Annotated in this window: 19 protein-coding genes and 2 pseudogenes; 9 read left to right on the top strand and 12 right to left on the bottom strand. The window is 40.1% G+C overall.

Annotated features, from left to right (window positions below):
* Positions 1–59 precede the first annotated feature (59 nt).
* The gene (gene aroF, locus V7K32_RS27015) at positions 60–1160 is read left to right on the top strand and encodes a 3-deoxy-7-phosphoheptulonate synthase (protein WP_334997744.1); all 1101 of its coding nucleotides are present in this window, start codon (positions 60–62) and stop codon (positions 1158–1160) included.
* 280 nt (positions 1161–1440) lie between these two features.
* On the opposite strand, the gene V7K32_RS27010 is transcribed toward aroF, so the two are convergent.
* Together V7K32_RS27010 and V7K32_RS27005 are read right to left on the bottom strand one after the other, a co-directional pair.
* Positions 1441–1641 (bottom strand): heavy-metal-associated domain-containing protein, encoded by a 201-nt coding sequence (locus V7K32_RS27010; protein WP_334997742.1) that lies wholly within the window; start codon positions 1639–1641, stop codon positions 1441–1443.
* A gap of 578 nt (positions 1642–2219) precedes the next feature.
* Positions 2220–3032, bottom strand: a complete 813-nt coding sequence (locus tag V7K32_RS27005; protein ID WP_334997740.1) for an SDR family NAD(P)-dependent oxidoreductase — start codon at positions 3030–3032, stop codon at positions 2220–2222.
* 205 nt (positions 3033–3237) lie between these two features.
* On the opposite strand from V7K32_RS27005, the pseudogene V7K32_RS27000 reads away from it, so the two are divergent.
* The 4 genes and pseudogenes from V7K32_RS27000 to V7K32_RS26985 all read left to right on the top strand — a co-directional run bounded on the left by V7K32_RS27000 (position 3238) and on the right by V7K32_RS26985 (position 8264).
* Positions 3238–4214: pseudogene (locus V7K32_RS27000) on the top strand (threo-3-hydroxy-L-aspartate ammonia-lyase).
* A 101-nt stretch (positions 4215–4315) separates the two neighbouring features.
* Positions 4316–5857 (top strand): hypothetical protein, encoded by a 1542-nt coding sequence (locus tag V7K32_RS26995; RefSeq protein WP_334997738.1) that lies wholly within the window; start codon positions 4316–4318, stop codon positions 5855–5857.
* Between the two features lie 475 nt (positions 5858–6332).
* Positions 6333–7649: an amino acid permease gene (locus tag V7K32_RS26990; RefSeq protein WP_334997736.1), complete on the top strand. Its 1317-nt coding sequence runs from the start codon at positions 6333–6335 to the stop codon at positions 7647–7649.
* A 69-nt stretch (positions 7650–7718) separates the two neighbouring features.
* A complete protein-coding gene (locus V7K32_RS26985) occupies positions 7719–8264 on the top strand; it encodes an RNA 2'-phosphotransferase (RefSeq protein WP_334997734.1) in 546 nt (181 codons plus the stop codon).
* A gap of 419 nt (positions 8265–8683) precedes the next feature.
* On the opposite strand, the gene V7K32_RS26980 is transcribed toward V7K32_RS26985, so the two are convergent.
* The 5 genes from V7K32_RS26980 to V7K32_RS26960 all read right to left on the bottom strand — a co-directional run bounded on the left by V7K32_RS26980 (position 8684) and on the right by V7K32_RS26960 (position 13612).
* Positions 8684–9862 (bottom strand): hypothetical protein, encoded by a 1179-nt coding sequence (locus V7K32_RS26980; protein ID WP_334997732.1) that lies wholly within the window; start codon positions 9860–9862, stop codon positions 8684–8686.
* A 349-nt stretch (positions 9863–10211) separates the two neighbouring features.
* Complete coding sequence (locus V7K32_RS26975) at positions 10212–11474, bottom strand: glycoside hydrolase family 10 protein (protein WP_334997730.1); 1263 nt, start codon at positions 11472–11474, stop codon at positions 10212–10214.
* 154 nt (positions 11475–11628) lie between these two features.
* Entirely contained in the window at positions 11629–12588 is a 960-nt protein-coding gene (locus tag V7K32_RS26970; protein WP_334997728.1) for a hypothetical protein, read from the bottom strand.
* Between the two features lie 302 nt (positions 12589–12890).
* A complete protein-coding gene (locus V7K32_RS26965; protein WP_334997726.1) occupies positions 12891–13040 on the bottom strand; it encodes a hypothetical protein in 150 nt (49 codons plus the stop codon).
* Positions 13041–13108: 68 nt separating this feature from the next.
* Positions 13109–13612 carry a hypothetical protein gene (locus V7K32_RS26960; protein WP_334997724.1) on the bottom strand — a complete coding sequence of 168 codons (504 nt, stop codon included), beginning with the start codon at positions 13610–13612 and terminating at the stop codon, positions 13109–13111.
* A 712-nt stretch (positions 13613–14324) separates the two neighbouring features.
* Here V7K32_RS26960 and V7K32_RS26955 point away from each other — a divergent pair.
* Positions 14325–14483 (top strand): annotated as a pseudogene (locus tag V7K32_RS26955) (phosphoribosyltransferase); the annotation flags it as partial.
* A 534-nt stretch (positions 14484–15017) separates the two neighbouring features.
* Here V7K32_RS26955 and speB read toward each other — a convergent pair.
* From speB to V7K32_RS26940, 3 genes are all read right to left on the bottom strand, one after another.
* Complete coding sequence (speB, locus tag V7K32_RS26950; protein ID WP_334997722.1) at positions 15018–16061, bottom strand: agmatinase SpeB; 1044 nt, start codon at positions 16059–16061, stop codon at positions 15018–15020.
* Between the two features lie 259 nt (positions 16062–16320).
* Positions 16321–16806, bottom strand: coding sequence for a DUF6174 domain-containing protein (locus V7K32_RS26945; protein WP_334997720.1), 486 nt, complete (start codon positions 16804–16806; stop codon positions 16321–16323).
* A 560-nt stretch (positions 16807–17366) separates the two neighbouring features.
* On the bottom strand, positions 17367–17633 hold the full coding sequence (locus tag V7K32_RS26940) for a Precorrin-3B methylase (protein WP_334997719.1): 267 nt from the start codon (positions 17631–17633) through the stop codon (positions 17367–17369).
* A gap of 556 nt (positions 17634–18189) precedes the next feature.
* On the opposite strand from V7K32_RS26940, the gene V7K32_RS26935 reads away from it, so the two are divergent.
* A complete protein-coding gene (locus V7K32_RS26935; RefSeq protein ID WP_334997717.1) occupies positions 18190–18636 on the top strand; it encodes a hypothetical protein in 447 nt (148 codons plus the stop codon).
* 390 nt (positions 18637–19026) lie between these two features.
* Here V7K32_RS26935 and acsF read toward each other — a convergent pair whose 3' ends face one another.
* A complete protein-coding gene (gene acsF / locus V7K32_RS26930) occupies positions 19027–20103 on the bottom strand; it encodes a magnesium-protoporphyrin IX monomethyl ester (oxidative) cyclase (protein ID WP_334997715.1) in 1077 nt (358 codons plus the stop codon).
* Between the two features lie 447 nt (positions 20104–20550).
* Between acsF and V7K32_RS26925 the strand changes: the two genes are divergently transcribed.
* Positions 20551–22512: a CARDB domain-containing protein gene (locus V7K32_RS26925; RefSeq protein ID WP_334997713.1), complete on the top strand. Its 1962-nt coding sequence runs from the start codon at positions 20551–20553 to the stop codon at positions 22510–22512.
* Positions 22513–22730: 218 nt separating this feature from the next.
* The gene (locus V7K32_RS26920) at positions 22731–23123 is read left to right on the top strand and encodes a hypothetical protein (RefSeq protein WP_334997711.1); all 393 of its coding nucleotides are present in this window, start codon (positions 22731–22733) and stop codon (positions 23121–23123) included.
* A gap of 137 nt (positions 23124–23260) precedes the next feature.
* Here V7K32_RS26920 and V7K32_RS26915 read toward each other — a convergent pair whose 3' ends face one another.
* Entirely contained in the window at positions 23261–23920 is a 660-nt protein-coding gene (locus tag V7K32_RS26915) for a DUF2996 domain-containing protein (protein WP_334997709.1), read from the bottom strand.
* Positions 23921–24424 lie beyond the last annotated feature (504 nt).

The following is a 24424-nucleotide window of genomic DNA, read 5'->3' as shown; positions in this document are numbered from 1 at the left end:
GGTTTCTAACCGCCCTTTTAACTGTATTACACCCAAAAACTATACGGAAGGAAAAACAGATGATTATCATACTTAAGAACGGTACGCCTGTTGAAGAAATTACTCGCATCAGCCAAGAACTGAGTGACACTTGGAAAGTCACGGTAGAAAAAAGCGTTGGCACTCATAAAATTGTCTTAGGGCTAATTGGTGATACTTCCAGCATCGATAAATTACAGGTTCAGGAATTCAGTCCTTGGATTGAGCAAGTATTACGGGTGCAACAACCTTTCAAGCGGGTAAGTCGAGAATTTCGACATGGAGAAGCCAGCGAGGTTGTTGTACCTACACCTAACGGTGATGTCTATTTCGGCGAACGTCATCCCATCGTAGTCGTAGCTGGGCCTTGTTCCGTTGAAAATGAAGCGATGATTGTCGAAACGGCAAAGCGGGTGAAGGCAGCTGGAGCGCAGTTTCTGCGTGGCGGAGCCTACAAACCTCGCACTTCACCTTATGCCTTTCAAGGTTATGGTGAAAGCGCTTTAGATTTATTAGCAGCAGCGCGGGAAGCTACTGGTTTGGGTATCGTCACAGAACTTATGGATGCTGCCGATTTATCAGCAGTGGGGAGAGTCGCTGACATAATCCAAATTGGAGCTAGGAATATGCACAACTTTTCGCTGCTCAAAAAGGTAGGCGCTCAAGATAAACCTGTGCTGCTGAAGCGGGGGATGTCTGCCACAATTGACGAGTGGCTGATGGCGGCAGAATATATTTTGGCATCTGGTAATCCCAATGTGATTCTTTGTGAGCGGGGAATCAGAACCTTTGATGGCAAATATGCCCGGAATACTTTAGATTTATCAGTGCTTCCGGTGTTGCGATCGCTCACCCATTTACCGATTATGATTGATCCCAGTCATGGTACTGGTAGGTCTGAATATGTTCCATCTATGGCAATGGCTGCCATAGCAGCTGGTACAGATGCCTTAATGATTGAAGTCCATCCCAATCCCGCAAAAGCTTTATCCGATGGACCCCAATCTCTCACCCCTGATAAATTTGACCGCTTAGTTCAAGAAATGTCAATTCTGGGCAAAGTAGTCGATCGCTGGCCTACACCTGCATTTGATAGAGTTGGTGAAAACCACATTCTCTTCACACCAGAACTATCAAAGTAGATAAAGCCTAATCTGATCCCAATTCACGAAAATCCTGATACATATAGATTTCTCGTTGGGGCATGGCAATACCATGCCCCAAAAGAGCGTAAATGTTGGGTTTGGTTCCTCAAACGCCACTTGACTCAAGTCTTGAAACCCCCGTACTTGAGTGGCTCCCCAACCTACATTAGAGTTGTTTTTTAGGCAAAACCTACGCAGTATTGAGGCGAATATATGACTAAGCAATTGTGCTGCCTAAATTACATTTCTAAATCTCTTCAGAAATTTATAAATGTAATTAATAGCCCTCGATAGTATAACCAGCAGATTGAACTATCTGTTTAATTGTCTCTTCAGAAGCCCCAGCTTCTACAGTTACGGTTTTTGCTTTAACGTCTACATCTACTTTAGCATCAGATTCCATAGTCAGAATAGATTTAGTTATTTTCTTAGCGCACTCATCACCTTTGATATCTGGAACTTTCAATTTAATTGCCATTACTTACCTCTTTACATCAACTCGATTTTCTATTTAATCAATATAATAAACTTTCAGATAGTGATAGCACATCTTACTAGGGTGAGGGAATTAGGAATCCAAAGATAGTAATAAATAATAGCTATACTTAAATAGTTATTGAGACGGTTTGTACATAAAAAAACAAAATTAAATACCAACTAGATAAAGTAATTTATGAAAATTCACTTAGTATTACTCACTTCTAAAAACCCGCTTTTTTGTTTATTCTGAAGACTCCACGAGAGATTGCAGATTATCCTATGGGCGTTCTTGTTTGACATAGTTGTTCAGCCAGCACCGTCTGAACATACAAACGTCTATACGTAAGTCAGGAAACCTTTTTATCTGTAGTTTTTAATTATTTTGGTTCTTCAGCTACTTCTGCCCAACTTTAGTAGCATATATATATCCAAAAAGCAGCTATCTTGTGGCATATATTTACTATAAGCTTCATAAGAATGGCACTAAGTTAAGCCGTATAGTAGGCAGGGTAAGGATTTCAGAGGGACAGAGAGGAAAGAAGTACAACAACTCTCCCCTGCTCCCCTGCCCCAAGGCTACCTATTTTTTTTCAGTTCGTGTATACTTCTCATAACCTTTGTTACTAAATTTCTGGGTGTAAATCTGACGCTTTCAGTCAATAGCTTATTTCTCATCCCAGGAACGATAACAGTTTTATTTTTCATTAAACCGCGATAACCAATCTTAGCAATGGTTTCTGTAGCCATCATTCTGTTAACGCTAGCAATCTTTGAATCTTCCATTGCACCAGGTTGTTGAAATTCTGATGCTGTTGGCCCAGGACAAAGAACAGTCACGCTAACACCTGTGCCTTCTAATTCATTAGCGATCGCTTCTGAAAATGATAAAACATAGGCTTTAGTCGCAAAATAGACTGCCATTAAAGGCCCTGGTTGAAAAGCAGCAAATGAGGCTATATTTAATATTTTTCCATAGTTTTGCTCTACCATATCCTTGAGGAATAACTTAGTTAAATGAGTCAGACTCACTATATTTACCTGGAGCATTTTCAGTTCAATGGTGATGTCTATTTCGTTAAATGCTCCATAAGTACCAAAGTCAGCATTGTTAATCAGCACATCAATTTTTATGGATGCTTGCTGTAGTTCTGTGAAAATTTCTTCTGGAGATGTTGGGATAGATAAATCCTGAGCAAAAATTTTCACCAAAATGCCAAACTTTTGCGGAAATTCATCTAGAATTTCACTAAGTTTTTGTTCATTCTTATCCACTAAGACAAGATTATAACTATGACGAGCAAAAATCTGGGTTAATTGATAGCCTATTCCACTAGCCGCTCCTGTAATTAGAGCAGTTTTTTTGTGCCGACTTTCAGATATTTTATTCATGCTAAAAAATGGCAACTGTGAGTTAAGTAATTTAATTTTTATAAAAATAACTACAGTAATATATAATATTTACTGTAGCTATTTTTATGCAGAAAAAATGATGCTATCCACCTGAAACCAGTATGCTTCAATCAAGGATATTAGGCGCAAATATAAAAATCTGTATCTATATAAACAAGAGCAAGAACATTTAATATCGTTATCAATGCTACAGCATAATTCCGTTAGTATAACTGATGTGCAAGCAGCACAAGAGCGAATTTTAGGAATTGCCCACCGCACGCCTGTACTGACTTCTAGAATCGTTAACGATCGCACCAATAGTCAAGTGTTTTTTAAATGCGAAAACTTTCAACGCACAGGAGCATTTAAATTTAGAGGTGCTTACAATGCCCTAGCCCAATTATCGGTAGCACAAAAACAAACAGGCGTTATCACCTATTCATCGGGAAATCATGGCCAAGCGATCGCTTTAGCTGGACAACTCTTAAACATTCCCACCACTATTGTCATGCCTGATGATGCACCCCTTGTCAAACAAACTGCTACTCGTGGTTATGGTGCAGAGATAATTTTATACAATTGCCAAGAAACAAACCGGGAAGAATTAGCCCAAAATTTAGCAAGCAATCGCAATCTGACTCTGATTCCCCCTTACGATCATCCTCATGTAGTCGCCGGACAGGGGACAACTGCTTTAGAACTAATTCAAGAAGTTGGTGAATTGGACTTATTATTAGTTTGTTGTGGCGGTGGCGGATTACTTTCTGGGTGTGCGATCGCAGCCAAAGCACTTTTACCCAATTGTAAAGTAATCGGGGTAGAGCCAGCACTTGCTGACGATGCTACCCGCTCTTTTCACAGCAAAACGCTGCAAAGTGTCAAAAACCCTGATACCATCGCCGATGGTGCGCGGACTCCTAGCCTTGGTCAAATTACTTTCCCCTTAGTGCTGCATTACGTCGATGATATGGTGACGGTATCCGAAGAAGCGATTCTTCGCACCATGTTTTTTTGTGGGAACGTCTGAAAATTGTCGTTGAACCTACCGGAGTACTCGCAGCAGCAGCCTTACTCGAAGGTGTGGTGACAGCACCACAGGCGAGGATTGGTGCGATGGTTAGCGGTGGAAATGTAGATTTGGCGCAAGTTGGTAAATTATTTGCTGTGGGATTGGATTGAAAACCTAAATTCTCAATTGATAAACTGCGATCGCACTCTATCCTTTGGTTGGATAATAACAACATCAAGAGTATAAACATTTAAATTAAAGGTTTTGTAATATGTCTCTAAGTATCTCAAACGTGTTTGATGCCAATTTTTATCGTGCTGCAAATTCCGACTTAGCTGCTTTAAATGATACTCAAGCTTTATCCCACTTCCAGGCTTATGGTTTAAACGAAGGTCGTTCCTTCTCCCCACTTGTGGATTTGAGTTTCTATCGGGCTAGCAATTCTGACCTAAAAAATCTTAACAATAGCCAATTGTTAGATCATCTGGAGAATTATGGTGTAGCTGAGGGACGCACTTTGTCTCCACTTGTTGACCTTAACTACTATCGTGCTAACAACAGTGACCTTGCCAACCTTAACAACGAGCAATTATTTAATCATCTGGAAAACAACGGTATTTCTGAGGGACGTACCTTTGACCCGCTTTTCGGTTTGGGGCAATATAAGTCGCTTAACTCTGATCTCGCAAATCTAAATAATTCTCAACTTTTGAACCATTTGGAAATCAATGGGATAAACGAAGGGCGTAAGTTCTCAGCCTATTTTGACTTCAACTACTATCGTACTAACAACCAAGACTTAGCTAATTTGAACAACAGCCAGTTGTTGCAGCACTTTGAAACTTATGGGATAAATGAAGGGCGTAAATCTTCCCCCTATTTTGATGCTGGCTTCTATAAAGCAAATAATTCTGATTTGGCTTCTTTGAAAGGCATCAATCTACTTGAACATTTTGATGAATATGGAGAATTTGAAGGACGACAAGCTGCTAGTGAATACGCAGGAAACACATTAAGTACTGCTCCCGAACTTACAATCGGGTCCAATTATACTTTTGTACTAGGACACGTTGGCTCATCCGAACCGTCGGACTACTATCAATTTAATTTGAGTCAAGCTAGTACTGTTACGATATATGACTATGGCTTGTCTAGAAGCGTAGGTGAGGAAATATTGAACAGTAACGGTCAGGTTGTAAATTCTAGAAATAGTGGGGTGTATAACTCAAATGGTAGTGTTACGGGCAACCCATCCCTAAGCATTTCATTAAATGCAGGAACTTATTATCTAGACATTCAACCTCAAGCTGGGAATACTAATTACGATTTTTATCTTAATGCGACACCACAGGTACAATCACAACCTTCTAACACGCCTGTTGGAACACTACAAGCACAACTACTAAATACTTTTTGGGGTGATGGTATTGGTGTTGGTGCTGCTCAATCAGGACCCAATCAAATTGATTTTCTCTCTAATGGTTCATATGTAATGGCAAAAATAGTTAATCGCACTGGCATTAGTTCGTATTCTATAAGTTCAGATACCATTATAAGAGGTAACTTTACTGTAAATGGATCTACAATACAACTTTACCCTCAAACTGTTGAAGTTGACAATTATCCAATTGGTAGTGATGGTATCGCTCTTGCTCCCACAACTCAAATATCTAATGTCAGCGATAATACACCTATTTCTTATTCAGCCTCTTTACAAAGTAATAATGTGCTCGTGCTTACAGATACTAATGGAAATGCAATAACTTATTTCATAGGCCAAGAGGCTTTTGCAATAGGTTTACCCATAAATTAAGAGAAAGGCTATAATTGGTCGATCTGCGCTATCCCCCGGCTTGGGGCGTGAGTATCAATGGATGCTGTTGGGTGGTACTCTATTAAACTGATGAAGACGGGCTAGCTCTAATTGTGGAAGCAGCCGGAGGGGCATTTTATTATTAATCGTAACCATTTATGGGGGTAGAACACTTGCATAAATTCTACTCCCCATCAGTCCTTTAATAATCGAAAACTCTTCTTATCTTCATCCCCCCATTCCGCTTGTTCAATTTGGAGCATCTCCGTTACCCAAGTTATTATTTATTCTTGAGTTGGTTTACTGTTTGTGACAGTTAGGGTGCAGAATGTAGGTTAAAGTTGTGTTGATATTGAACTAGCGATCGCTGATTTACCACAACAATTTGCCTGTAAAAGCAGGGATATCAGGCTTTTTGTCAATAATATTTACACATGTTAATATTGTCTTTCTGGTTTAAGTACAGATATCCAGTATGGTTCCCATAAAGACTGTTCTCCAAAATTCAGAGCAAGCCACTCGGTTGTTTTCTCATCTCGAATTTGATGGAAAGAAACTCAATCATCAACCAGGTAGTGTATTGGGGAGTACTGCATTAATTGCGGGAACCACCGTTGGGGCTGGGATTCTCGCCTTACCAGCCGTTACTCTGCCGTCTGGGATTGTGCCATCCACATCTGGATTGATTGCTGTTTGGCTCTACGCTTTAGTTTCAGGGTTACTGGTTGCAGAGGTTACCTTAAACACGATACGAACTGAAGGGCATCCGAGTATAGGTTTTTTGGGAGTTGTTGAAAAGATCCTTGGTAAGGTGGGAGGGCGACTTGCAGGTGCGGCATATTTATTCATGCACTATGCTCTCTTGGTGGCATACATCACCGAAGGCGGAGAGATTTTAGGATCTGCGGCGGCAAAAATCTGGAGTGTGCAGATATTGCCGAAGTGGGTAGGCACAACGACTTTCACGCTCTTATTTGGTGGGATTATGTATCTTGGGCGAGAAAAGTTTATTGAGAAATTAAACAGCGCCTTTGTCGGAATTGTGATTATTTCCTTTTTGGGGCTATTGTTTTTGGCAGGAGGACAGATTGATAGTACCCAACTGTTATTTCAGAACTGGAATGCCCTTGGTAGTGCGATTTCAGTGATGTCTGTAGCACTGTTTTTCCAAAACGTTGTGCCGTTGGTTGTGACGCAACTCGAAGGAGATGCTTGCAAAATTCGTCAGTCTATCTTTATTGGTTCTGTGATTCCTCTAATTATGTTCTTGGCCTGGAATACCGTAATTTTAGGAAGCGTCAGCCCCGATATGCTACATGGCACATTTAACGGTAGAACTGTTTTTGATCCACTGCAAATTCTCCGCGCAGGTGGTGCGGGGGAATGGTTAGGAGTGCTAGTATCCATTTTTTCAGAGTTTGCGATCGTTACATCATTCATTGGATTTGTGTACGGATTGCTAGATTTATTAAAAGATATTTTCCTAATTGCACAGGGTAAACTTTCTAGTCGCTTCCCCCTCTATTCGCTAGTTCTTTTCCCGCCAATGACTCTGGGAATGCTCAATCCCAGCATCTTTTTTACAGCCCTAGATTACACTGGAACATTTAGTATTTCAGTTTTAGGCGGAATTATTCCGGCATTAATGAGTTGGAAGCAACGTCAAAAACAAGAAAACTTAGATAGCATAAATCAACCACTCGTTCCTGGTGGAAAGGTGACACTCATTGTCATGGTTGGAACGGCATTAGCTATGATAGTAAGACAAATTTTGTCAATTTACACAAAGTAAAACCATCATTAACAATTCAGAATTCAAAATTAATGACCAATGACCAATAACCAATGACTACTTCATCAAATGAGTGATTCTCGCCTTGTAAAAATCAGCAAATATCTTAGCAAATATCTGAGACACACACCGGATGCAATTGGAATTAAACTTGCTCCCAGTGGTTGGGTTGCTATTGATGAACTACTTACTGCTTGTGCTAAAAACAAGTTTCCGATTACCCGTCAAGAATTAGAGGTGGTAGTTGAATCCAACGATAAACAACGCTTTTCTTTTGATTCCACAGGTACTCTGATTCGTGCGAACCAAGGACATAGTATAAAAGTCGATTTACAATTAGAAGCTGTTGTTCCCCCAGATGAGCTTTATCATGGCACGGGGCGTAAATCTGTAGAGTCAATTCTGCAAACAGGACTTTGCAAAATGTCACGACATTATGTCCATTTATCAAAGGATATTGCAACAGCACAAACTGTTGGTGCAAGATATGGGAAAGCAGTAGTTTTTGCTGTACATACTGGGGCAATGTATCAGGCGGGTTACATTTTCTATTGTTCTGCTAATGGTGTTTGGTTAGTGGATCGTGTGCCACCTGAGTATCTACAAAAAATTTAATTAAGTAGGTAGGCAAGATCAAACCAAACTATGTAACGAAAAGTAAAATCTCTGTATTTGGCTCGTAGTTGCGCTTTAGCGCAACTACGAGCCAGTGATGATTATTTGCGCCCACTTACTTAGAGGACTTACGCAACTGTCACAAGCAATGGTGCGGCTACCCGCACCAAGCGCCAAATAACCTAGAAGGCAATGTAAGCTTTATGCTCGTGATCTTTTCAGCTAGTGCTGCTACTTATTAACATATATCAATGATGAGGCAACGCCGCCGTCGTTAAAGCAGCGTACCCGTCAGTCAAGGAAGGCGGGAGCATCTGCGGAAATTGCCCCAGATATCTCAAACGCTCAATCCAAAGTTGGAACATAAAAGAAGGTGTGGAAAAGCGATTATGTAACCGTCCCTGGAAGCGATCGCTCTTTTAAAACTTAATAAAATAAGTATTGGTTGGTAAGCTTTGGGCGGTTCCAGAATTTGTAGACAAATCATTAACATTGCCTGTTTTTATCACTGCAAAGTTATTATTAAATAGCAATATTTCACCATTTCCAGGTGTTACCCAAGCTTTGCGAGTCTTGAGATTATTCGGAAAAATTAAAAAACTTGCATCGCCACGGTAAGGTGGAATAGGTTTACCTAAAAATGTTTGGCTATCTCTATTGGGAATTGCGTAAGCAGCACTAGATCCAACAAAAATATCAGTGCCATCTGAGTAAATAGTTTTAGGAAAATTGCTATTGCCGTCTCCCAATCCTCCTGTTGAAGGAAGTCTTGTAAGACTTAGTTGCCCACGTTCAACAGTGAATGAGGTTAAATCAACAACTCCTGTGTAAACTTTTGTCTCATCACGAGTTTGGGCGGCATTAGTATATTTATCTGTAGTGATCAAAGTTTGTGTTAAGAGGTCTTTACCATTCCACCTATAAATTGAATTACCCCCATAGACGGAACCAAGTACGTAAAGTTTATCCCCAGAAATGTATAATCTGTTGAGTCGGGTATCTGCCATGTTGTCAACAAGACTGGCAGGATTGTAACCCCAAAGCTTACCTTGGTTATTTCCTAGCAAATTTGGCAAGCCAAATATACTTGTGCCATTAAAACCCATTCGGTAAAGAAAAGCAATTTGTACTGGAATGCCTGACCGCTTTTGTTGCTGAAAACCACTGAGGTAGAGATACTTATTTTTGTACTCAAAATCCATTACCTCAGTTACTTCAAAGCTACGTTTAGCTTTGAAGTTGAGGCTGGTATCATATATTGATAGAGTATTTACAGACTGGTGAATAATCAAGCCATCTAAAAACTTAACTTTTGTTTTTGATGATGCAGGACTGTCAACTATTTTTTGGGTAGTTCCATCAGTTTTTATTTTTACTAATCCTGTTGGAACAGCGAGAATATAAGTCTTGCCGTCAATAGCTGCACAGTCACGAGCATCCTGATAAGAGTTTGGAATTAGTTTTTTCCTCCCATCAGCTTCTACTTCCCATACACCCTCAGTATTAATGACCGCAACTTTGCTGCCGTTTACACAAGCTGCTATTGGAGAAGAAATATTAAGATATGTGGCGATTGCGGGGCTAGAATAACTAAACATTATTATCCCTCAATATTCTTATTGTTTTTTGATTTAACCTGACATCACTATAGGCCACGCGATAAAAAGCGCACATAATCAGTAGATCACAAAATTTTTCCAACTGAGCTATCGCCCAACGCCCAACACCCAAGGCTCAATACCCAATGTACACTGACAAATTAAATGGCGTTGAAATAATTTAGTCTCATCAAGTTAAGCCTTACCTACTTTAAGCTTGCAACAATTCTTATTAATACATTTTGTAGTTTTTTTGTACTATTCTAAGCTTAAGGCTAGAAAGCTCAAGCTTCACACCCTTGATGACATTAATTTGGCATAGCGACAATAAAAAGTCACTTTACAAAAATTAACTGAACGGTTTCCAACCTGCAAGTAAATTTGGGTAAGCTGTTGGTGTGGGGAAAATTTTCAAGAAGGCCTTTTGACGCTCTTGAGGCTTTTCTTTGCTCATGTTCCAGAGGGTTTCATAGAAAAAGAAAGAGACTCCAGCGAAATTGCGATCGCGTACTTTTTGCACTTGTGTCTGAATCTGCTGCATCGGTATAGATCGGTTTTTCAACCCAGCCAAAATGCCTACACTGACTGGAATATGGCTCTTAGCCGCTTTCACTTCTGGATACTCTAATTCGCTGATAAAAACATTCAAGTCATCACGATATATCTGCAAAACTAAGTCTTCGATGATTCCTAGCCGTTCCCACTTCTGCCAGTCTGCTAAAAATAAATTGTAGGAAAAACGTTGAGGATTAGGAGCAATGGAAACGAGGCAATCTTTTTTAGTAGCTTTAATGGCTGTAAATACCCGCTTCATAAACTCGGTGATTTTATTAGCTCTCCAGCTTACCCATTCTGAATCTTGAAAGTTTTTCGAGGGAGCTTTACCACCATGTTCTTTTTTGTAAAGTGCCACTGTATACGCATCGTATCCTAATTCTGATGGTAAGCCAAAATGGTCATCAAATTGAATACCATCAATATTGTAGTTTCTAACAATTTCAACGATTAAATCTTGAATAAACTGTTGTGCTTCTGGGCGAAAGGGATTTAGCCAAACGCGATTATCTATCCCTTCTTTGAGAATCCGAGTTCCGTCGCTGCGACTGGTGAGCCATTGGGGACGATTTTTAGCTAATAGAGAATCTGCTGGTACCATGAAGCCAAATTCAAACCAGGGAATCACTTTTAAGCCTTTTTGATGTCCCACATCAATAATTTCTTTGAGGATATCTCGCCCTTTGAGTCCGGGTGTGGGATCGAGGGATCGCCCGATAACTTTGGCTGCAACTTTGCTAGGATACAATGTATATCCCCAATTCCAAACCGCCGGATATATGGTGTTAAAATTGAGTTGATCGAGGCGTTGCAAAGATCCCTTGAGGCGATCGCGCTCAAATAACACATCACTATCAATATTTGTTAACCACACCCCTCTTAACTCAGATGCTGGGGTTTGCGGCAGATTAATTTGAGCCTTCAAAGGCAATGATAGCATCACCGTAGCAACTACACTCAAGGTAGCTAGAACGGCAAACAAAAGAGACTTTTTGCTTTGACGAATATTCAACCAACAATGAAACTCAACATACCACTTTACAAACCTTTTTATCATTTAGTTACAGTCACGATCAAATTAAGTAGGTAGGCGTAAATAATTATCGTTGGGCATTGGGCATTGGTTATTAATTCTTGTCCCTCACTCCCTTATCCCCCTGCCCCTGCCCCCTACCCTAAAAACGATGGGATATTTTTTGATTTAAAAGTCCCTACTGGGCGCTAGCTATGAGATCATTCCAGGTTTTGACTGCTGCTTGTAAATTATTTGGTAGGTTATTTCGAGAAATATCGTTGTACTGAACCGTACCCTTTTGGCTAGTAAGAGTGTAAGTGATATAATCAGCAGCACCACTGGGGGCTGGGTAACTCAGATTCTGGAATTTACTAAATTGAAAACGTTCTAGCGATCGCACAAATTGTTGCACCTGTTGCACAGAAACGCGGCGAACACTACGCTCAGAATCATTGGCATCACCAATCCGCACCCGAATCAATTGCCCATCTTTGAGTAAAACAGTCTCGTAAGTTGTGCCAATAAAACCACCACTAGAAATTTGCCGAAATACTACATATCCAGCTAATGGTGGTGGTAAATCGCTGACTGAAATTCGCACAGGGGCTAGTGAAATTGAGCTAGCCTTTTGATTCAGCCTGAGTACGGAACCTGTTTGATTGGTATGATAAACTAAGGTTTGTTCACCAATGCCTACAAGCACCCGCCAACCTGGTACCAAAGCTTCGGTACAGAATTCATCAGCATTAGCTAATTCTAAACAGCCATTTCTCCAAGTTTGCTGTTGAAACTCAATGATTCTTAGCTGAGAAATTGGCTGTTGCAAACGTTTGGAGGCAGCTTGGAAAACAGCATTTTTTACAGATGCGGGTAATTTATGCAGATTGTTTGAGGGAGTGTTTGCCGAAGCTAAACGTAGCGATCGCCCCTTGTTATACCCTAAATCTGGCAGTATTGCGTTAGCTACTGGACGTGCCAAGTGGTTTGGTTTAATATTCTCTTTGATAACTTCATTGCTTGTTTGAAGCGATAACTTTGCAGTAGCGCCCGTAGCACCTTTGATAAATGTTAAACCACTAGCAACAGACAAAATTCCAGTCAAAATCCAAATAGTGAAAACTCGCGTTTGATTAGGGTTAAAGTAGTTTTTCAGCATGATTTCATAGTAATATAGGGATAGTCAAGAGTTATAAAACTCATAAATAGTATTCAGCGAATAACATATAATAAAGTAAGTACGGCGTGAATAATTCAAGGTTTGTAGTGAATTAGTGCGGTCTTAGGGGTTTCTCCCATGAGCGACTAACGAACCCGTTGAGTGAGGACTAAAGTCTTCATAAGATGGCTGGAGCCGCTCACTACGAAAGAATTTCAATACTTTTTAGATCACTCAATCTAGTTTGATTTATTCTCACGACTTATTTATATAATTGCATAACTTCACCCGTTGGAATTAATTTAGGGACTTGCAAGAAATAAATTATCCAATCTTGTGGGGTGGGCAGCTTTCGACTGAGCGATCGCGCCGAAGTCTTGTCCGCCTTTGGTTATTGGGCGGGCTTTTCGTCCCACACCACAATAAATAGTTGGATATTTTTTATTTGTCACTCCCTTAGTACCTGTCTTCCGAAACAGATATAAAGACAGACGCTGATGTAGTGATTATTTGTTCCTTATTAGGCGCTGATGGCTTGTTGTTCAGCTTTAACTAACTGATTGTGAGGTACATCAAATCTAATGGTACTGGCTGCCCAGTCTTTGAAATCGGGCGCTAGCCAGACTAGCTTGCGTAGAATTTCATCATTTATCCACAACACCAACGGAAACTCGAACTGTTTCCGAAACTGATTTCGCATGATGTTGGTACTGATGATTAATTGGTTAATTTCTATTACAGATTCTAAACCTCGTACCATTAAAGCTTCGGGTTGAGTAGCACCAATTGCACTTGTAATAGCTGTATACAATGTGTCTGTTGCAGGTGAGAGCAGGATTTCGTGGATGTCTGCTGATGAAAATTCTGTTAACACATTTAACACTTGCTGCTGCCTTTGAAGACAGTTACAACAAGCTAATATCAGTGAGAACTCCCCACCAGAAACCATTATCGCCCTTGCCAGTCTTTTAGTGACTGCTGTGCTGTTAGTTATGCCGTTTTCCGAATTAATTAAGCTGATCATTAAAAAATCCTGGTTTGAATTTTAAAGATATCTGAGCAATATTTCAGTTATTCTACCCTATCAATTTTTATTTAAAAGTGTTAACCGAGTAATTTGCATGAAGTTTTTCTCTAATACCAAGCATAATACTACGCATTTTCTAACCAAGGAGTATATCTTGTATTCTCCCACACTTAATAATTAAAGGATAATGTAAAGTTAATATCAAAATCATGTAAGTAAAAGATAATGCAAGCATAAGGCAGCAGTTGACGAATTAGCAATTGAATTATCACTGTATTTCTCTAGATTTTCGCATCTACCATTGGTTAAGTAATTGTTTCTTAATATAAAGTTAAAAGAATACTCAGTATAAGTTTAGCAATAAACATTGGGAAGTGGGAAAAAGTTAACCGGCAACTGGTTTACTGTCGCCTACGGTAAGCTTTTTCCCTTACCAAACTATTTTGGGGCGGGTATAGAGTAGTGAAATGGGATCAGCCGAAAATCCAAAAATCTCCCTCCATTAAAATTAACTCATCCGTTTGATAGAACTGTAGATCGAAGATGTCGCTTCGTTAGCCAGAGGACACGGAATTTTTAGCTTTCTAAGATCAGTTAAGAACATCTGAAAATCTAACAAGTCATGCATTAAGACAAATCTGGAGGTAAAATGCAAGACGATGAGTTTATTGCAGAGGTGCAAAATCGCGCCCGTCTCAATACTGTTACCATGCGATTCAAAGACCGGAGGTTTGCGGGTCAAGTTTTGGCTAAAGAGTTAGCCGCTTATACTAACCGCCCAGATGTTCTGGTATTAGGACTACCAAGGGGTGGCGTACCTGTTGCCTTTGAGGTTGCCAAAGCATTAAATGCTCCCTTAGATGTTTTGAGGTCGAGCGATGTCTCGGATGGTCACTGAGCGCGGCCGTTGTGCGGGCTACGCATACGCCCTTTTTAACTCAACAACTTGTGTTATATGTGGCGATCGCACATCGTTAAGATGAATAAGACTGAGAATATTTTACCCACCAAATAATATCATGTCCGGCTGATTAGTTATGATTCTTGCATCTGTGCAAAAATCTGAAAACTCTTTCCCCCCCTGCCCCCAGCAAGAACTGCGCTCTTAATAGACATCTCCAGAAATTAAATATGCGTAATCTGAAACCCTTGTAGAGACGCGAAATTTCGCGTCTCTACATTCATTTTCGGAGATGTCTAATGATAAGTCTTTAGAGACTTCCAACAAATAAATTACCCAATCTTGTGGGGTGGGCGTCTCGCCCGCCCTTGTATATGGGCGGGCTTTTCGGCCCACCCCACAAGAAATAGTTGAGTATTTTTTTATTTGGAAGTCCCTTAACCGGACATGATATAAACCGTTAGCGTTCGCGCAGCGTCTCGTAGAGAGGAACGAGCGTCATTACGAATTATGTTGAGATAAATCCATCAAATTCGCCAGCTTGTAAACTACCCGCGCCCCAACATTACCATCCCACTCACCATCACCGACTTCGCAGATATCAAAGCCAATAATTTTTCTGCCACTATTGACCAATTCCCGGAACAGACAAAAAGTTTGCTCTAATTCCAACCCACCTGGAACAGGAGTACCTGTACTCGGACAGAGTTTGGGATCTAAACCATCTGCATCAAAGCTAATGTAAACAGACTCAGGTAAATGACTGATAATTTCTCGGCATAAATCAAGCCAAGTTGTTCCAGAGTAAAGCTTTTGTTTAATGGCTGGGTCGTAATATGCAATAATGCGATCGCTAGATTGGTCAATCATTTGCACTTCATCATGACTAATATCACGCAAACCCACTTGCACTAGCTTGGAAATTTGCGGTATTTTCATCGCATTAAACATAATAGACGCATGAGAAAACTCAAATCCCTCATAAGCATCGCGTAAATCTGCGTGGGCATCAATGTGCAAAATGCCATAATTTGTATACTTAGCCGCTAATGCTTGCAAATAACCTAACGGCGAACTGTGATCTCCACCAAGGACGGCAACTCGCTTACCATTATTAATTGCTTCTTGACAATTTTTAAACAGCCATTGATTAACCTGTTGACAAACTTGATTAATTTCTCTGAGGACAGGTGTTAAATCTGGTGTGTCTGAGAGTTGTTTACCTTGGCCTAATCGCTCGATAATTTTTGCTGCCAAGGTGCGGTAATATGTATTCTTCTCTAAAATATCTTGGGGAATTTCCACCATGAAAATTCCCTGCTTCCAACCATCAGGGTTATCAAAATCGAATAAATCTAGTTGAGTCGAAGCATCCAGAATTCGCTGTGGGCCGTTAGCAGTGCCTGCGCCATAAGAAACAGTGACTTCCCACGGCACACCAAAGACAATCAGGTTTGCAGACTCATAATCGCAGGGCAAACCTAAGAGGTTGCCATTTACTTCACCTATGCCGCTAGGATTGTAGTCTTGTAGTTGATTACTCATCGATTATCTTCTCGATTTACGTGGATAGACAGCACGCCGCCTAGTGGACATCTGCATTGTAATAAAAATTTTTTACAGACTGTAAACTACAGCGCCTCTATTACTTGGTCGAAATTGCGGCGATAAGTACCTGGACAGAATTAATTACATATTAGTTATTTACCAATTCTTTGCCAGTCAAGGATTTCAGCCCAGATTTTTGTGTAATTAATCTTGTCCAATTACTTACACCTGTTGGGTGTACTCTTCCCACTCATCCCTAATGAAGTACTTCAAAATTGCTAATTGTAGTAAATACTCCGGCATCGGCAGCTAGATTACCGATATTAATTTGGGTTGGATAACCAAGTTTTGGGTTGTACACTACAGTTAGTTGTGATTCTCCAGAGTTAATCGTATTCCGAATCAAATTAAACAGCTTAGGAATTGTACTATATTGTTGTAATAGCTCTGAATTTACTGGCTTACCAGTTTGAGCATTCGTGATAGATTTTGTGATGCCGTTACGTACTTCAATGATTATTGGCCCTCTGAAATCGGGAATACAAAAGCAATCATTGCTAAGTTTGTAACGATAGTTGTTAATTTTTTGTCGATTCCACAATTGGCGATTAATTCTTAGCCGTGTTAAGTTCGAGTTATTAATCTCTGTTTTTACTCCCTGCGTAGGAGTCAGAGACATTACTGGAACGTTAAAACTGAAAGATGCTACCAAGATTGCACCAATAGTAATAGGTAAGCGCATATCAATCCTTTGTTAACTAACGTTGAGTTATAACTTCAGTGTGACTAAATAGGATTTCAGAGAGTTGAAATCACTTATAGAAGTTGGCGCAGTTGATACAGAGAATCCCCAAGCCTTCGTAACAGCAGGAATATTCCCTTGTATAAACTAAAAAAACACTAGAGAAGCCTACAATACTACTCACCTCAAATTTTGTGTTTTATGCAAAAAACGAATAATTTTAAAATTGGCATTATAAAATTTGAAGTCAGGGCGATCGCTACTGCCAAAACAAGTTTATACTAAACCAAATCTTAGTTGAGAACCGTAGTTTTCACCCTCTCCTTAAATCCCTCTCCCTCTCTCTGGGAGAGGGAGTTTGAAATTCTGGCTCCCCGAATCCCAGAGAGAGGGATTCGGGGTTGGGGGATGAGGGCAAATCCTTTTCATCATGGAAGAACTATAGATTTCAAGATAGACGTGGTTTAATTAGTAATTTGTAATGTTTTGTTAGTTTTACTTTTTTTACTTGCTCTAGCTGTGATGCACTGAATATCTTACCCAATAAAGCCCAATAAGGACTATTTTGATTTTCGTGCCGATTTGGGCGGTGTTCGGTGTGCGCCAAAGTACTTCTCACTGCGATAGCGCAGCCACACCCGCAACACTTGCGGAATCTGCTCTTTTTGTTCCTTGCTCAGTGTATTGTAAAGGAAGATTGCGCGATCGCGTTCACCCCGACAGGCAGGGTTATTGTGAGCATCCCAATAGCTGCGGGCTACCCGAATCCGCCGACAGACTTCCTTAATTAGCGCTTCCCCTGTGAGTGGAGCGTCCTGCTTTGCCATAAATCAGATGCGATAAATTTCTAATGCGATCGTAGCGAGTTAGACTTATTCTCACAATTACAACCAAAACAAGTCAAACCCGCAAATCGATTTTACTAGACTTTAGACACAGACAGCAAAAGTAACTCAGCTTCAATAAGCAATTAAGCATATTACTTTCTCATCTCAGTAGATTCAGGAAGCAAAAAGGCATATTGCTTTCTGATTTGGGTAGATTCAGCAAGCAAAAAGGGATATTGTTTTCTCAAAATGCTTGATTGCTTTCTGATTTCGGTATATCGCGCATTTATTTAAGTAGATTCAGCAACCAAAAAGGGATATTGCTTATTCAAAATGCTTGATTGCTTTCAGATTTCGGTAAATTCAGCAAGCAAAAACAAATATTGCTTACTTAAAAGCTTGATTGCTTTCTGATTTCGGTATATCGCGCATTCATAACAGCGATCGCTATGTAACAAAAAGCATTTAATAATTGCCAAAGTTCTCTCAAGCAGATCAATATGGAAGTTCTTTAAAGTAAAGAATATTAACCGTATTAAATTACAAGGTTCATATCATGGCTCGGAGAAAAAGAACGTCTCAGGTGTTAGAAAAAGCAGTGCGTCGTGCTGCTGGCATCAACTCAATTGATCCGAATTTAAATGTCGGCAATGGACTCAGCCTACCAGCCTTCTCAACCCTAATTGAGACGATGCGAACTAGAGAGCATTTATATAACACTGCTCTTTCTAACATCGATAAGTTATACCATGAAATGCTCGAAACAGAGCGCGATTTGGCTGATATGGCAGAACACATGCTGTTGGGAGTTGCTACTCAATATGGTAAAAGCAGTGTAGAGTACGGCATGGCGGGAGGTGTTCCTAAGAACCAACGCCGCAAGGGATTGCGAGGTGAGTCACCAGTTCTCAGTTTACAGCAACCGTCATTCATTGCCAGTGTGAACGGCAACGGCAGCAAAAATGGCAGCCAAAATGGCAGCAAAGCAGCAGCGACAAGTTAGCTTGTATTAAAGACCCCACGCATGAATCCTTGTGATTACCCATATCTTTTTAATCACTGGCTTCGTTGCCAACCCGCCTTGCAATTTATTCCAAGGCTAATAGGTTAAGTCCTCTCAAAAGGACTAAATACAAGATTTTAAGTTATGTAGATAGTTAGACTCTGTATGTTTGAGAAAACTTCAGTCCACTTAAGTGGACTTGAGCTATTAGCCCAGAACTTTAGTTCTGGGCGGGATATCGGTCATGAGTGTTACAGGCTAATACTTATTTGGGATTTTTGCCTGCCAGGAAATTAGCGATCGCATTACTAATGACCTGTAATATTTAAAACAAAAAAAGTGGCTCTGCAATCAGCAGAACCACTAAAGCTTTTGCAAACCTGTTATAACTTAACGAACTGCCCCTTGAGCAGAAACAGTATCAATCGGTTTCATCAGGTACAGGCGCAATAACTGCCAGCCATTGGAGATGTAAAGCGGCAGTTTTTGGAAAATTTGCAGGAATTTGGGAGTGCTGGAATTAGCGATCGCACCCAGCTTCTCGTTATTGCTTATACAAGTATCCAAGCGTTGATAAAACTCTGGATTTTCTACATCCAGCATCAATGGGAACACTCGACCTGCATTTTCGTTAGTCTTTTTAATTACATGGATGTCGTATTCTCGCGCATCCAATCCAAGGGTCGCATAAAAGTCCTTGCGTTGGATGTCATTGAGATACATTGTCGCAAACACCGACAACAAGAAGAACCGACTCCACAGCCGTGCTTTCCAATCATTCAATATTTGCGGCTGGGATTTCATGATCGCATCAAAGAAATCGCCGTGACGGTTTTCATCCTGACACCAGTTCTCAAAGAACCGGAAGATTGGATAAACCCGGTCTTCGGGATGTGCTTCTAAATGGCGATAAATGGTGATATAGCGCCAATAACCGATCTTCTCAGAAAGATAAGTAGCGTAAAATATGAATTTCGGTTTAAAGAAGGTATAATTGCGGCTCTTAGTCAAAAACCCTAAATCTAGGGACAGATTAAAGTCCGACAAAGCTTTGTTCAAAAAGCCAGCATGACGTGCTTCATCCCGTGACATCAGGTTAAAACACTCTGCCAAGACGGGGCTTTTGCCTTTTAAGCGACGGCCAAGTTCTTTATACAGCAAAAAGCCGGAAAACTCAGCCGTACAGGAACGTTCTAGAAACTCAACGAACAAGCGGCGAGTTTCCCCGTCAATATGATCCCAGGATTGTTCAAACTCGGCATCCCGAACAAAGTGATGGCGGTTGTAGTCGGTGCGGAACTCTTCGAGAATGGCTTGTAACTCGTCTTCATTGACGGAAATATCCATCCGCGCCATTTCATCAAAATCGGTAGTATAAAACCGAGGTGTTAACAGGGTTTCTTTTGCCGGGACTTTAATCCCTGGCCGGATTTCTTCAAAGCCTGGTTTTTTGAGGGAATCTACCATGTCTTGATTGCTCTTTCGTCTTTATTATCTTAAGTAGACCAGAAACCCAAGGTTAAAGCTCTGGCAAGGCGTAACAGCCCACAATAATGCAATTGTATAGAGTTCAGTCTACCAAGCGCGGGTTAGAAATTTGTAAGTAAAACATTAAGAGTTGCAACAATCATTCAATGTTTACTGAATCAAAAATCGGAGACAGGACTTAGGCAACTGGCACAATGGCATTCACAATGTATTAATTTTACAAATTAATTTTACGCACTTAGACTAAATACAAAGTAATGTTTTACACAAATTTTACAGTATATTTTTGTGATTTTATGTAATATATAAGCATCAGTAAGACGGATTTATTTTTCCCACTAACAAATAGTTGACTTTTAACCTTTGCAGTTTCAAAGGCTATCGGATTTGTTTTGCCAAAATACCTAACTTTAAAAGGAGTAATTTATGTTTTCAAGTGAAAATAATCCCATCAATACAGATAGTAGTCTCGGAAATAATTCAAATCTCAATTTACATAACACTGATAATAGCTATGGGTTAAATGTAAATCACAATAGCTATGCTCCTGCTTCTCAAATCAATAATGTTTTTGCTAGTGCCATTTGTCAGACGGCATTTACACCAGACTTAATAGTTCAAAATGCCTCTGCACCAAGTAGCGCAACAGTTGGTAGTAGCATCCTACTTAACTATCAAGTCAAAAACCAAGGTAATGCTAGTGCAGGTTCTAGCTACAGTAAGTTTTATCTCTCCAAAGATGCCACTTTTAGTAGTGACGATCTATTTTTGAACTCTGATTACGTTGCCAATCTTGGCGCTGGTGCTATTAGTTCCAAGTCAGTCACACTTACCATTAGCAATAGTACTGCGGCTGGTAATTATTATCTGCTTTCTCAAGCTGATGGTTATGCTTCTGTAGCTGAAAGCAATGAAACCAATAATGTTTTCGCTAGTGCTATTTCTGTGACGAAACCGGCACCAGACTTAATAGTTCAAAATGTCTCTGTACCAAGCACTACAATAGCTGGTAAGACCGTCCAACTTAACTATCAAGTCAAAAACCAAGGTAATGCTAGTGCAGGTTCTAGCCAGAGCAAATTTTATCTCTCTAAAGATGCCACTTTTAGTAATGACGATGTGTTTTTGAACTCTGATTCTGTTGCTAATCTTGGCGCTGGTGCTATTAGTTCCAAGTCAGCCACACTTACCATTAGCAATAGTACTGCGGCTGGTAATTATTATCTGCTTTCTCAAGCTGATGGTTATGCTTTTGTAGCTGAAAGCAATGAAACCAATAATGTTTTTGCTACTGCTATTGCAGTGCAAGGGACTAATAGTGACTGGTATAGTCAAAACTTGAAAGATGCAGGATTGATTAATTTAACTCGCTCTTTGGCAGCAGACGGAAATTTAAGTAGAAATGATATGATTTCTCTGCTCCGCGATGGCGAAGATAACAGCGTAATTGATGCTACTGAATTGGTTGATCTTCGCACTATTGTTAGTAATGCCAGCCGCTTTACTATGTTAGATTATGTTCGCTTTCTCTCAGGTAATGTAGTAAATGGGAATACAGCGAACCAATATTGGACAGGAGGTAGCACAAGTAAGACAACACTAGGAAACCTTTATGCTGGCAGTAGTACTGCACAAATGGAAAAATTGATTGGTAAGTGGTTTTTAGGAAGCGATCGCCCCACAGCATCCAGCACCGCCAATTATAAAGCAATCAGTGGTTCTTTATTCCAAAATGGCATTAGTGCAGATGATATTAAGCAAGGTGCTTTAGGGGATTGTTATTATGTGTCTACCTTGTCTTCCATAGCTCAAGAAAAATCTAACTACATCCAAAATATGTTTATTGATAATGGTGATAATACCTTCACCGTTCGTTTCTTTAATAATGGTGTAGGCAACTATATCACAGTTGATCAATATTTACCCACTGATACTTCAGGACAGTTAATCTACGCTAGTCCAGGTAGTTCTTACAATAATTCTAGTAATGAATTGTGGGTAGGATTAGCAGAAAAAGCCTATGCTCAATTAGGCGAGTTAGGTTGGAGTCGTCCTGGTAATACCACCAATGCTTACAGTTCTATTGAGGGTGGCTGGATGGATTATGTAACTCGTCAAGTAACAGGTTTGGATGCAACCAAGCAACAAGTTACTAACATGAGCAAAACTCAGCTAATTGATTTAGTAAATTCCAACAAAGTATTAACTGCTGGGTTTGTTAATGGTGCAGATTACGGCGTAGTTAATAATCATGCCTATTCCGTTAGTAGTTACAATGCAACAAGTGGAACATTTAGAATGAGAAATCCTTGGGGAGTTCAAGACGCAAATTTAACATGGGATCAATTGCTCAATCTCAAAACATATTTTATCTGGTCAAACTCTTAACTCTGATTAAGCGGGAGCATTTTTCTAGAATTCGGTAAAGATGAAGCTATTAATATTTACCGAATTTTACCATACATCATTTTTTAGGATTTATGATTAAGGCATCTTTGATAACTTGTATTGCTTTACTGGTTGTACTCGGGTCAACTAACATTTGTGCTATCGCTTCTACTCATACTCAAAATCAAATTCGTTCTGCATCTAAACAGAGAACAACTATGAAAAATAATAATAGTTTGATTAAAAAAGTAACTCTAATTGCCAGACAAGAAAATTTACCGCCTTTGGGTATTGTTCATAATCCACAACGCAATATTGGTTTTGCTTCTGTCTTTATTGTTTTGCAAAATTCTCAAACTCACACTGTCATTGTCAAAATTTCTAAAGTTGAAGTTCGCAATGTCTTAGATGGCAAATTACAAAATTTTCAGTCTCAGTATAAAGAAATTGAGTTAAAACCTCTAGAAAATTCGGAAATTCTTGTGGAATTGACTAACAAAAGCGGCTATACAGGACGCGATCGCATCAAAGCAGTCGTTACCTATAATATAGACAATGAAAGTAATACTATAGAATCAGTTGCTGTTGCAGCTAATTTTGTAAATAATTGATTGAGTTAAATATGTGTTATCCATAACAGTTGTAGAGACGCGAAATTGCACTTCGTGCCGCTACGAAGAAAGCGTCTCTACATTCATTTTCGGAGATGTCTATTAGTCCTTTGGCAAAAAAAACTAATAACTAATGACTAATTTATACCTAACCACTTTTGACCCCCTAAACGCTGAACTAAGCCATATACCAACAAATCGAGGGTAGTTTTGCGCTCATCGATTAAGAACGATTCAAGAGTGCTGGGTTTTTTGCCTTCATTACAGGAAAATCCCTTTTTTCCTTGAATATCTTCTTCGGGGAAATACAGGTTAAACTGACGCAGACCTGTTTCTTTCCAACTGCCGATAATTTGCCAGCATTCTTCAGCAGATTCAAAGCCAGTGATTGGTAGTTTCTGCTTGGCAAAAGACACCTGTAAATCTTTCACGCCTTGTTGAGCGATCGCTTTTTGTAAAGCTGGCAAGTAGTCTTGCTCGATGAACTCTACAAATGGCTTATCTTCAACAGCTGGGGCTTTTTCCTTTTTGGCGGCTTTAGCTGCGGCTGCGGGTTTTTCTCCTGTTGCTGCGGCGGCGGGTTTTTCTCGCTTGGGTGATGCAGCATCTGGTTTAGCTGCATTAGGGTTATCTTCAGGGTTTGCAGCCTTCGGATCTGGCGTATTAGCAGTAGGAAGGTCTGTAGCTTCGGGTGAGTCTGTACTAGGAGCGTGTTCTTCAGCCACACTGGGAGCTTGCTTGTCAACAGTGCTGGGAGCTATTTCTCCCGCTTGATTGTGATTGGTTGGGTCTGCCATTGCTCAGGTCAATCCTTTAATCTAGCTTTTGGAGCGATCGCTCACCTTGATGTATCGGGTATTTTCATTTTGACATAATAGTACCCTTGCGCGTAATTCCTAATTTATAATTCCTATACCGCAAGGATTTCATTGATTTGTAAGGGGTGATTTGCTTTTGCCGTGCTGTACTAGTAGTCTGCCAAGCGCGATTATAACAGGTTAACGGAGTTTGTAGTAAGCACTTTAGTCCTTAAATGAGGTGTACCACCATTTAAAGTTTTATTTGATGAGCCATTAGAGCCTAAAGTTAACTCTACTTAGTTGGATAATAACTCTAGCTATATTAATAGCGTTGCCAGGTTCTTTAGCAAAGCGATGTCTGACGACAAGCCGCTACGCGTCTACGCTTACCCATTTTCGCAATATAAACCGCGTCTATCTTGAAACCTGTAGTTCTTCAGTGATGAAAAGGATTTGCCCTCATCCCCCAACCCCGAATCCCAAAATTGGGATTCGGGGAGC

Source organism: Nostoc sp. (assembly GCF_036917635.1).
Taxonomy (GTDB): domain Bacteria; phylum Cyanobacteriota; class Cyanobacteriia; order Cyanobacteriales; family Nostocaceae; genus Nostoc.
Note: the sequence above shows the minus strand (reverse complement) of the source record. Positions and strands in the feature narration are given on the sequence as shown.

Excerpts from the sequence above, each read along its gene's own strand:
- aroF (WP_334997744.1), top strand. The coding sequence starts at position 60 with ATGATTATCATACTTAAGAACGGTACGCCTGTTGAAGAAATTACTCGC.
- V7K32_RS27010 (WP_334997742.1), bottom strand. The coding sequence starts at position 1,641 with ATGGCAATTAAATTGAAAGTTCCAGATATCAAAGGTGATGAGTGCGCT.
- V7K32_RS27005 (WP_334997740.1), bottom strand. The coding sequence starts at position 3,032 with ATGAATAAAATATCTGAAAGTCGGCACAAAAAAACTGCTCTAATTACA.
- V7K32_RS26995 (WP_334997738.1), top strand. The coding sequence starts at position 4,316 with ATGTCTCTAAGTATCTCAAACGTGTTTGATGCCAATTTTTATCGTGCT.
- V7K32_RS26990 (WP_334997736.1), top strand. The coding sequence starts at position 6,333 with ATGGTTCCCATAAAGACTGTTCTCCAAAATTCAGAGCAAGCCACTCGG.
- V7K32_RS26985 (WP_334997734.1), top strand. The coding sequence starts at position 7,719 with ATGAGTGATTCTCGCCTTGTAAAAATCAGCAAATATCTTAGCAAATAT.
- V7K32_RS26980 (WP_334997732.1), bottom strand. The coding sequence starts at position 9,862 with ATGTTTAGTTATTCTAGCCCCGCAATCGCCACATATCTTAATATTTCT.
- V7K32_RS26975 (WP_334997730.1), bottom strand. The coding sequence starts at position 11,474 with ATGATAAAAAGGTTTGTAAAGTGGTATGTTGAGTTTCATTGTTGGTTG.
- V7K32_RS26970 (WP_334997728.1), bottom strand. The coding sequence starts at position 12,588 with ATGCTGAAAAACTACTTTAACCCTAATCAAACGCGAGTTTTCACTATT.
- V7K32_RS26960 (WP_334997724.1), bottom strand. The coding sequence starts at position 13,612 with ATGATCAGCTTAATTAATTCGGAAAACGGCATAACTAACAGCACAGCA.
- speB (WP_334997722.1), bottom strand. The coding sequence starts at position 16,061 with ATGAGTAATCAACTACAAGACTACAATCCTAGCGGCATAGGTGAAGTA.
- V7K32_RS26945 (WP_334997720.1), bottom strand. The coding sequence starts at position 16,806 with ATGCGCTTACCTATTACTATTGGTGCAATCTTGGTAGCATCTTTCAGT.
- V7K32_RS26940 (WP_334997719.1), bottom strand. The coding sequence starts at position 17,633 with ATGGCAAAGCAGGACGCTCCACTCACAGGGGAAGCGCTAATTAAGGAA.
- V7K32_RS26935 (WP_334997717.1), top strand. The coding sequence starts at position 18,190 with ATGGCTCGGAGAAAAAGAACGTCTCAGGTGTTAGAAAAAGCAGTGCGT.
- acsF (WP_334997715.1), bottom strand. The coding sequence starts at position 20,103 with ATGGTAGATTCCCTCAAAAAACCAGGCTTTGAAGAAATCCGGCCAGGG.
- V7K32_RS26925 (WP_334997713.1), top strand. The coding sequence starts at position 20,551 with ATGTTTTCAAGTGAAAATAATCCCATCAATACAGATAGTAGTCTCGGA.
- V7K32_RS26920 (WP_334997711.1), top strand. The coding sequence starts at position 22,731 with ATGAAAAATAATAATAGTTTGATTAAAAAAGTAACTCTAATTGCCAGA.
- V7K32_RS26915 (WP_334997709.1), bottom strand. The coding sequence starts at position 23,920 with ATGGCAGACCCAACCAATCACAATCAAGCGGGAGAAATAGCTCCCAGC.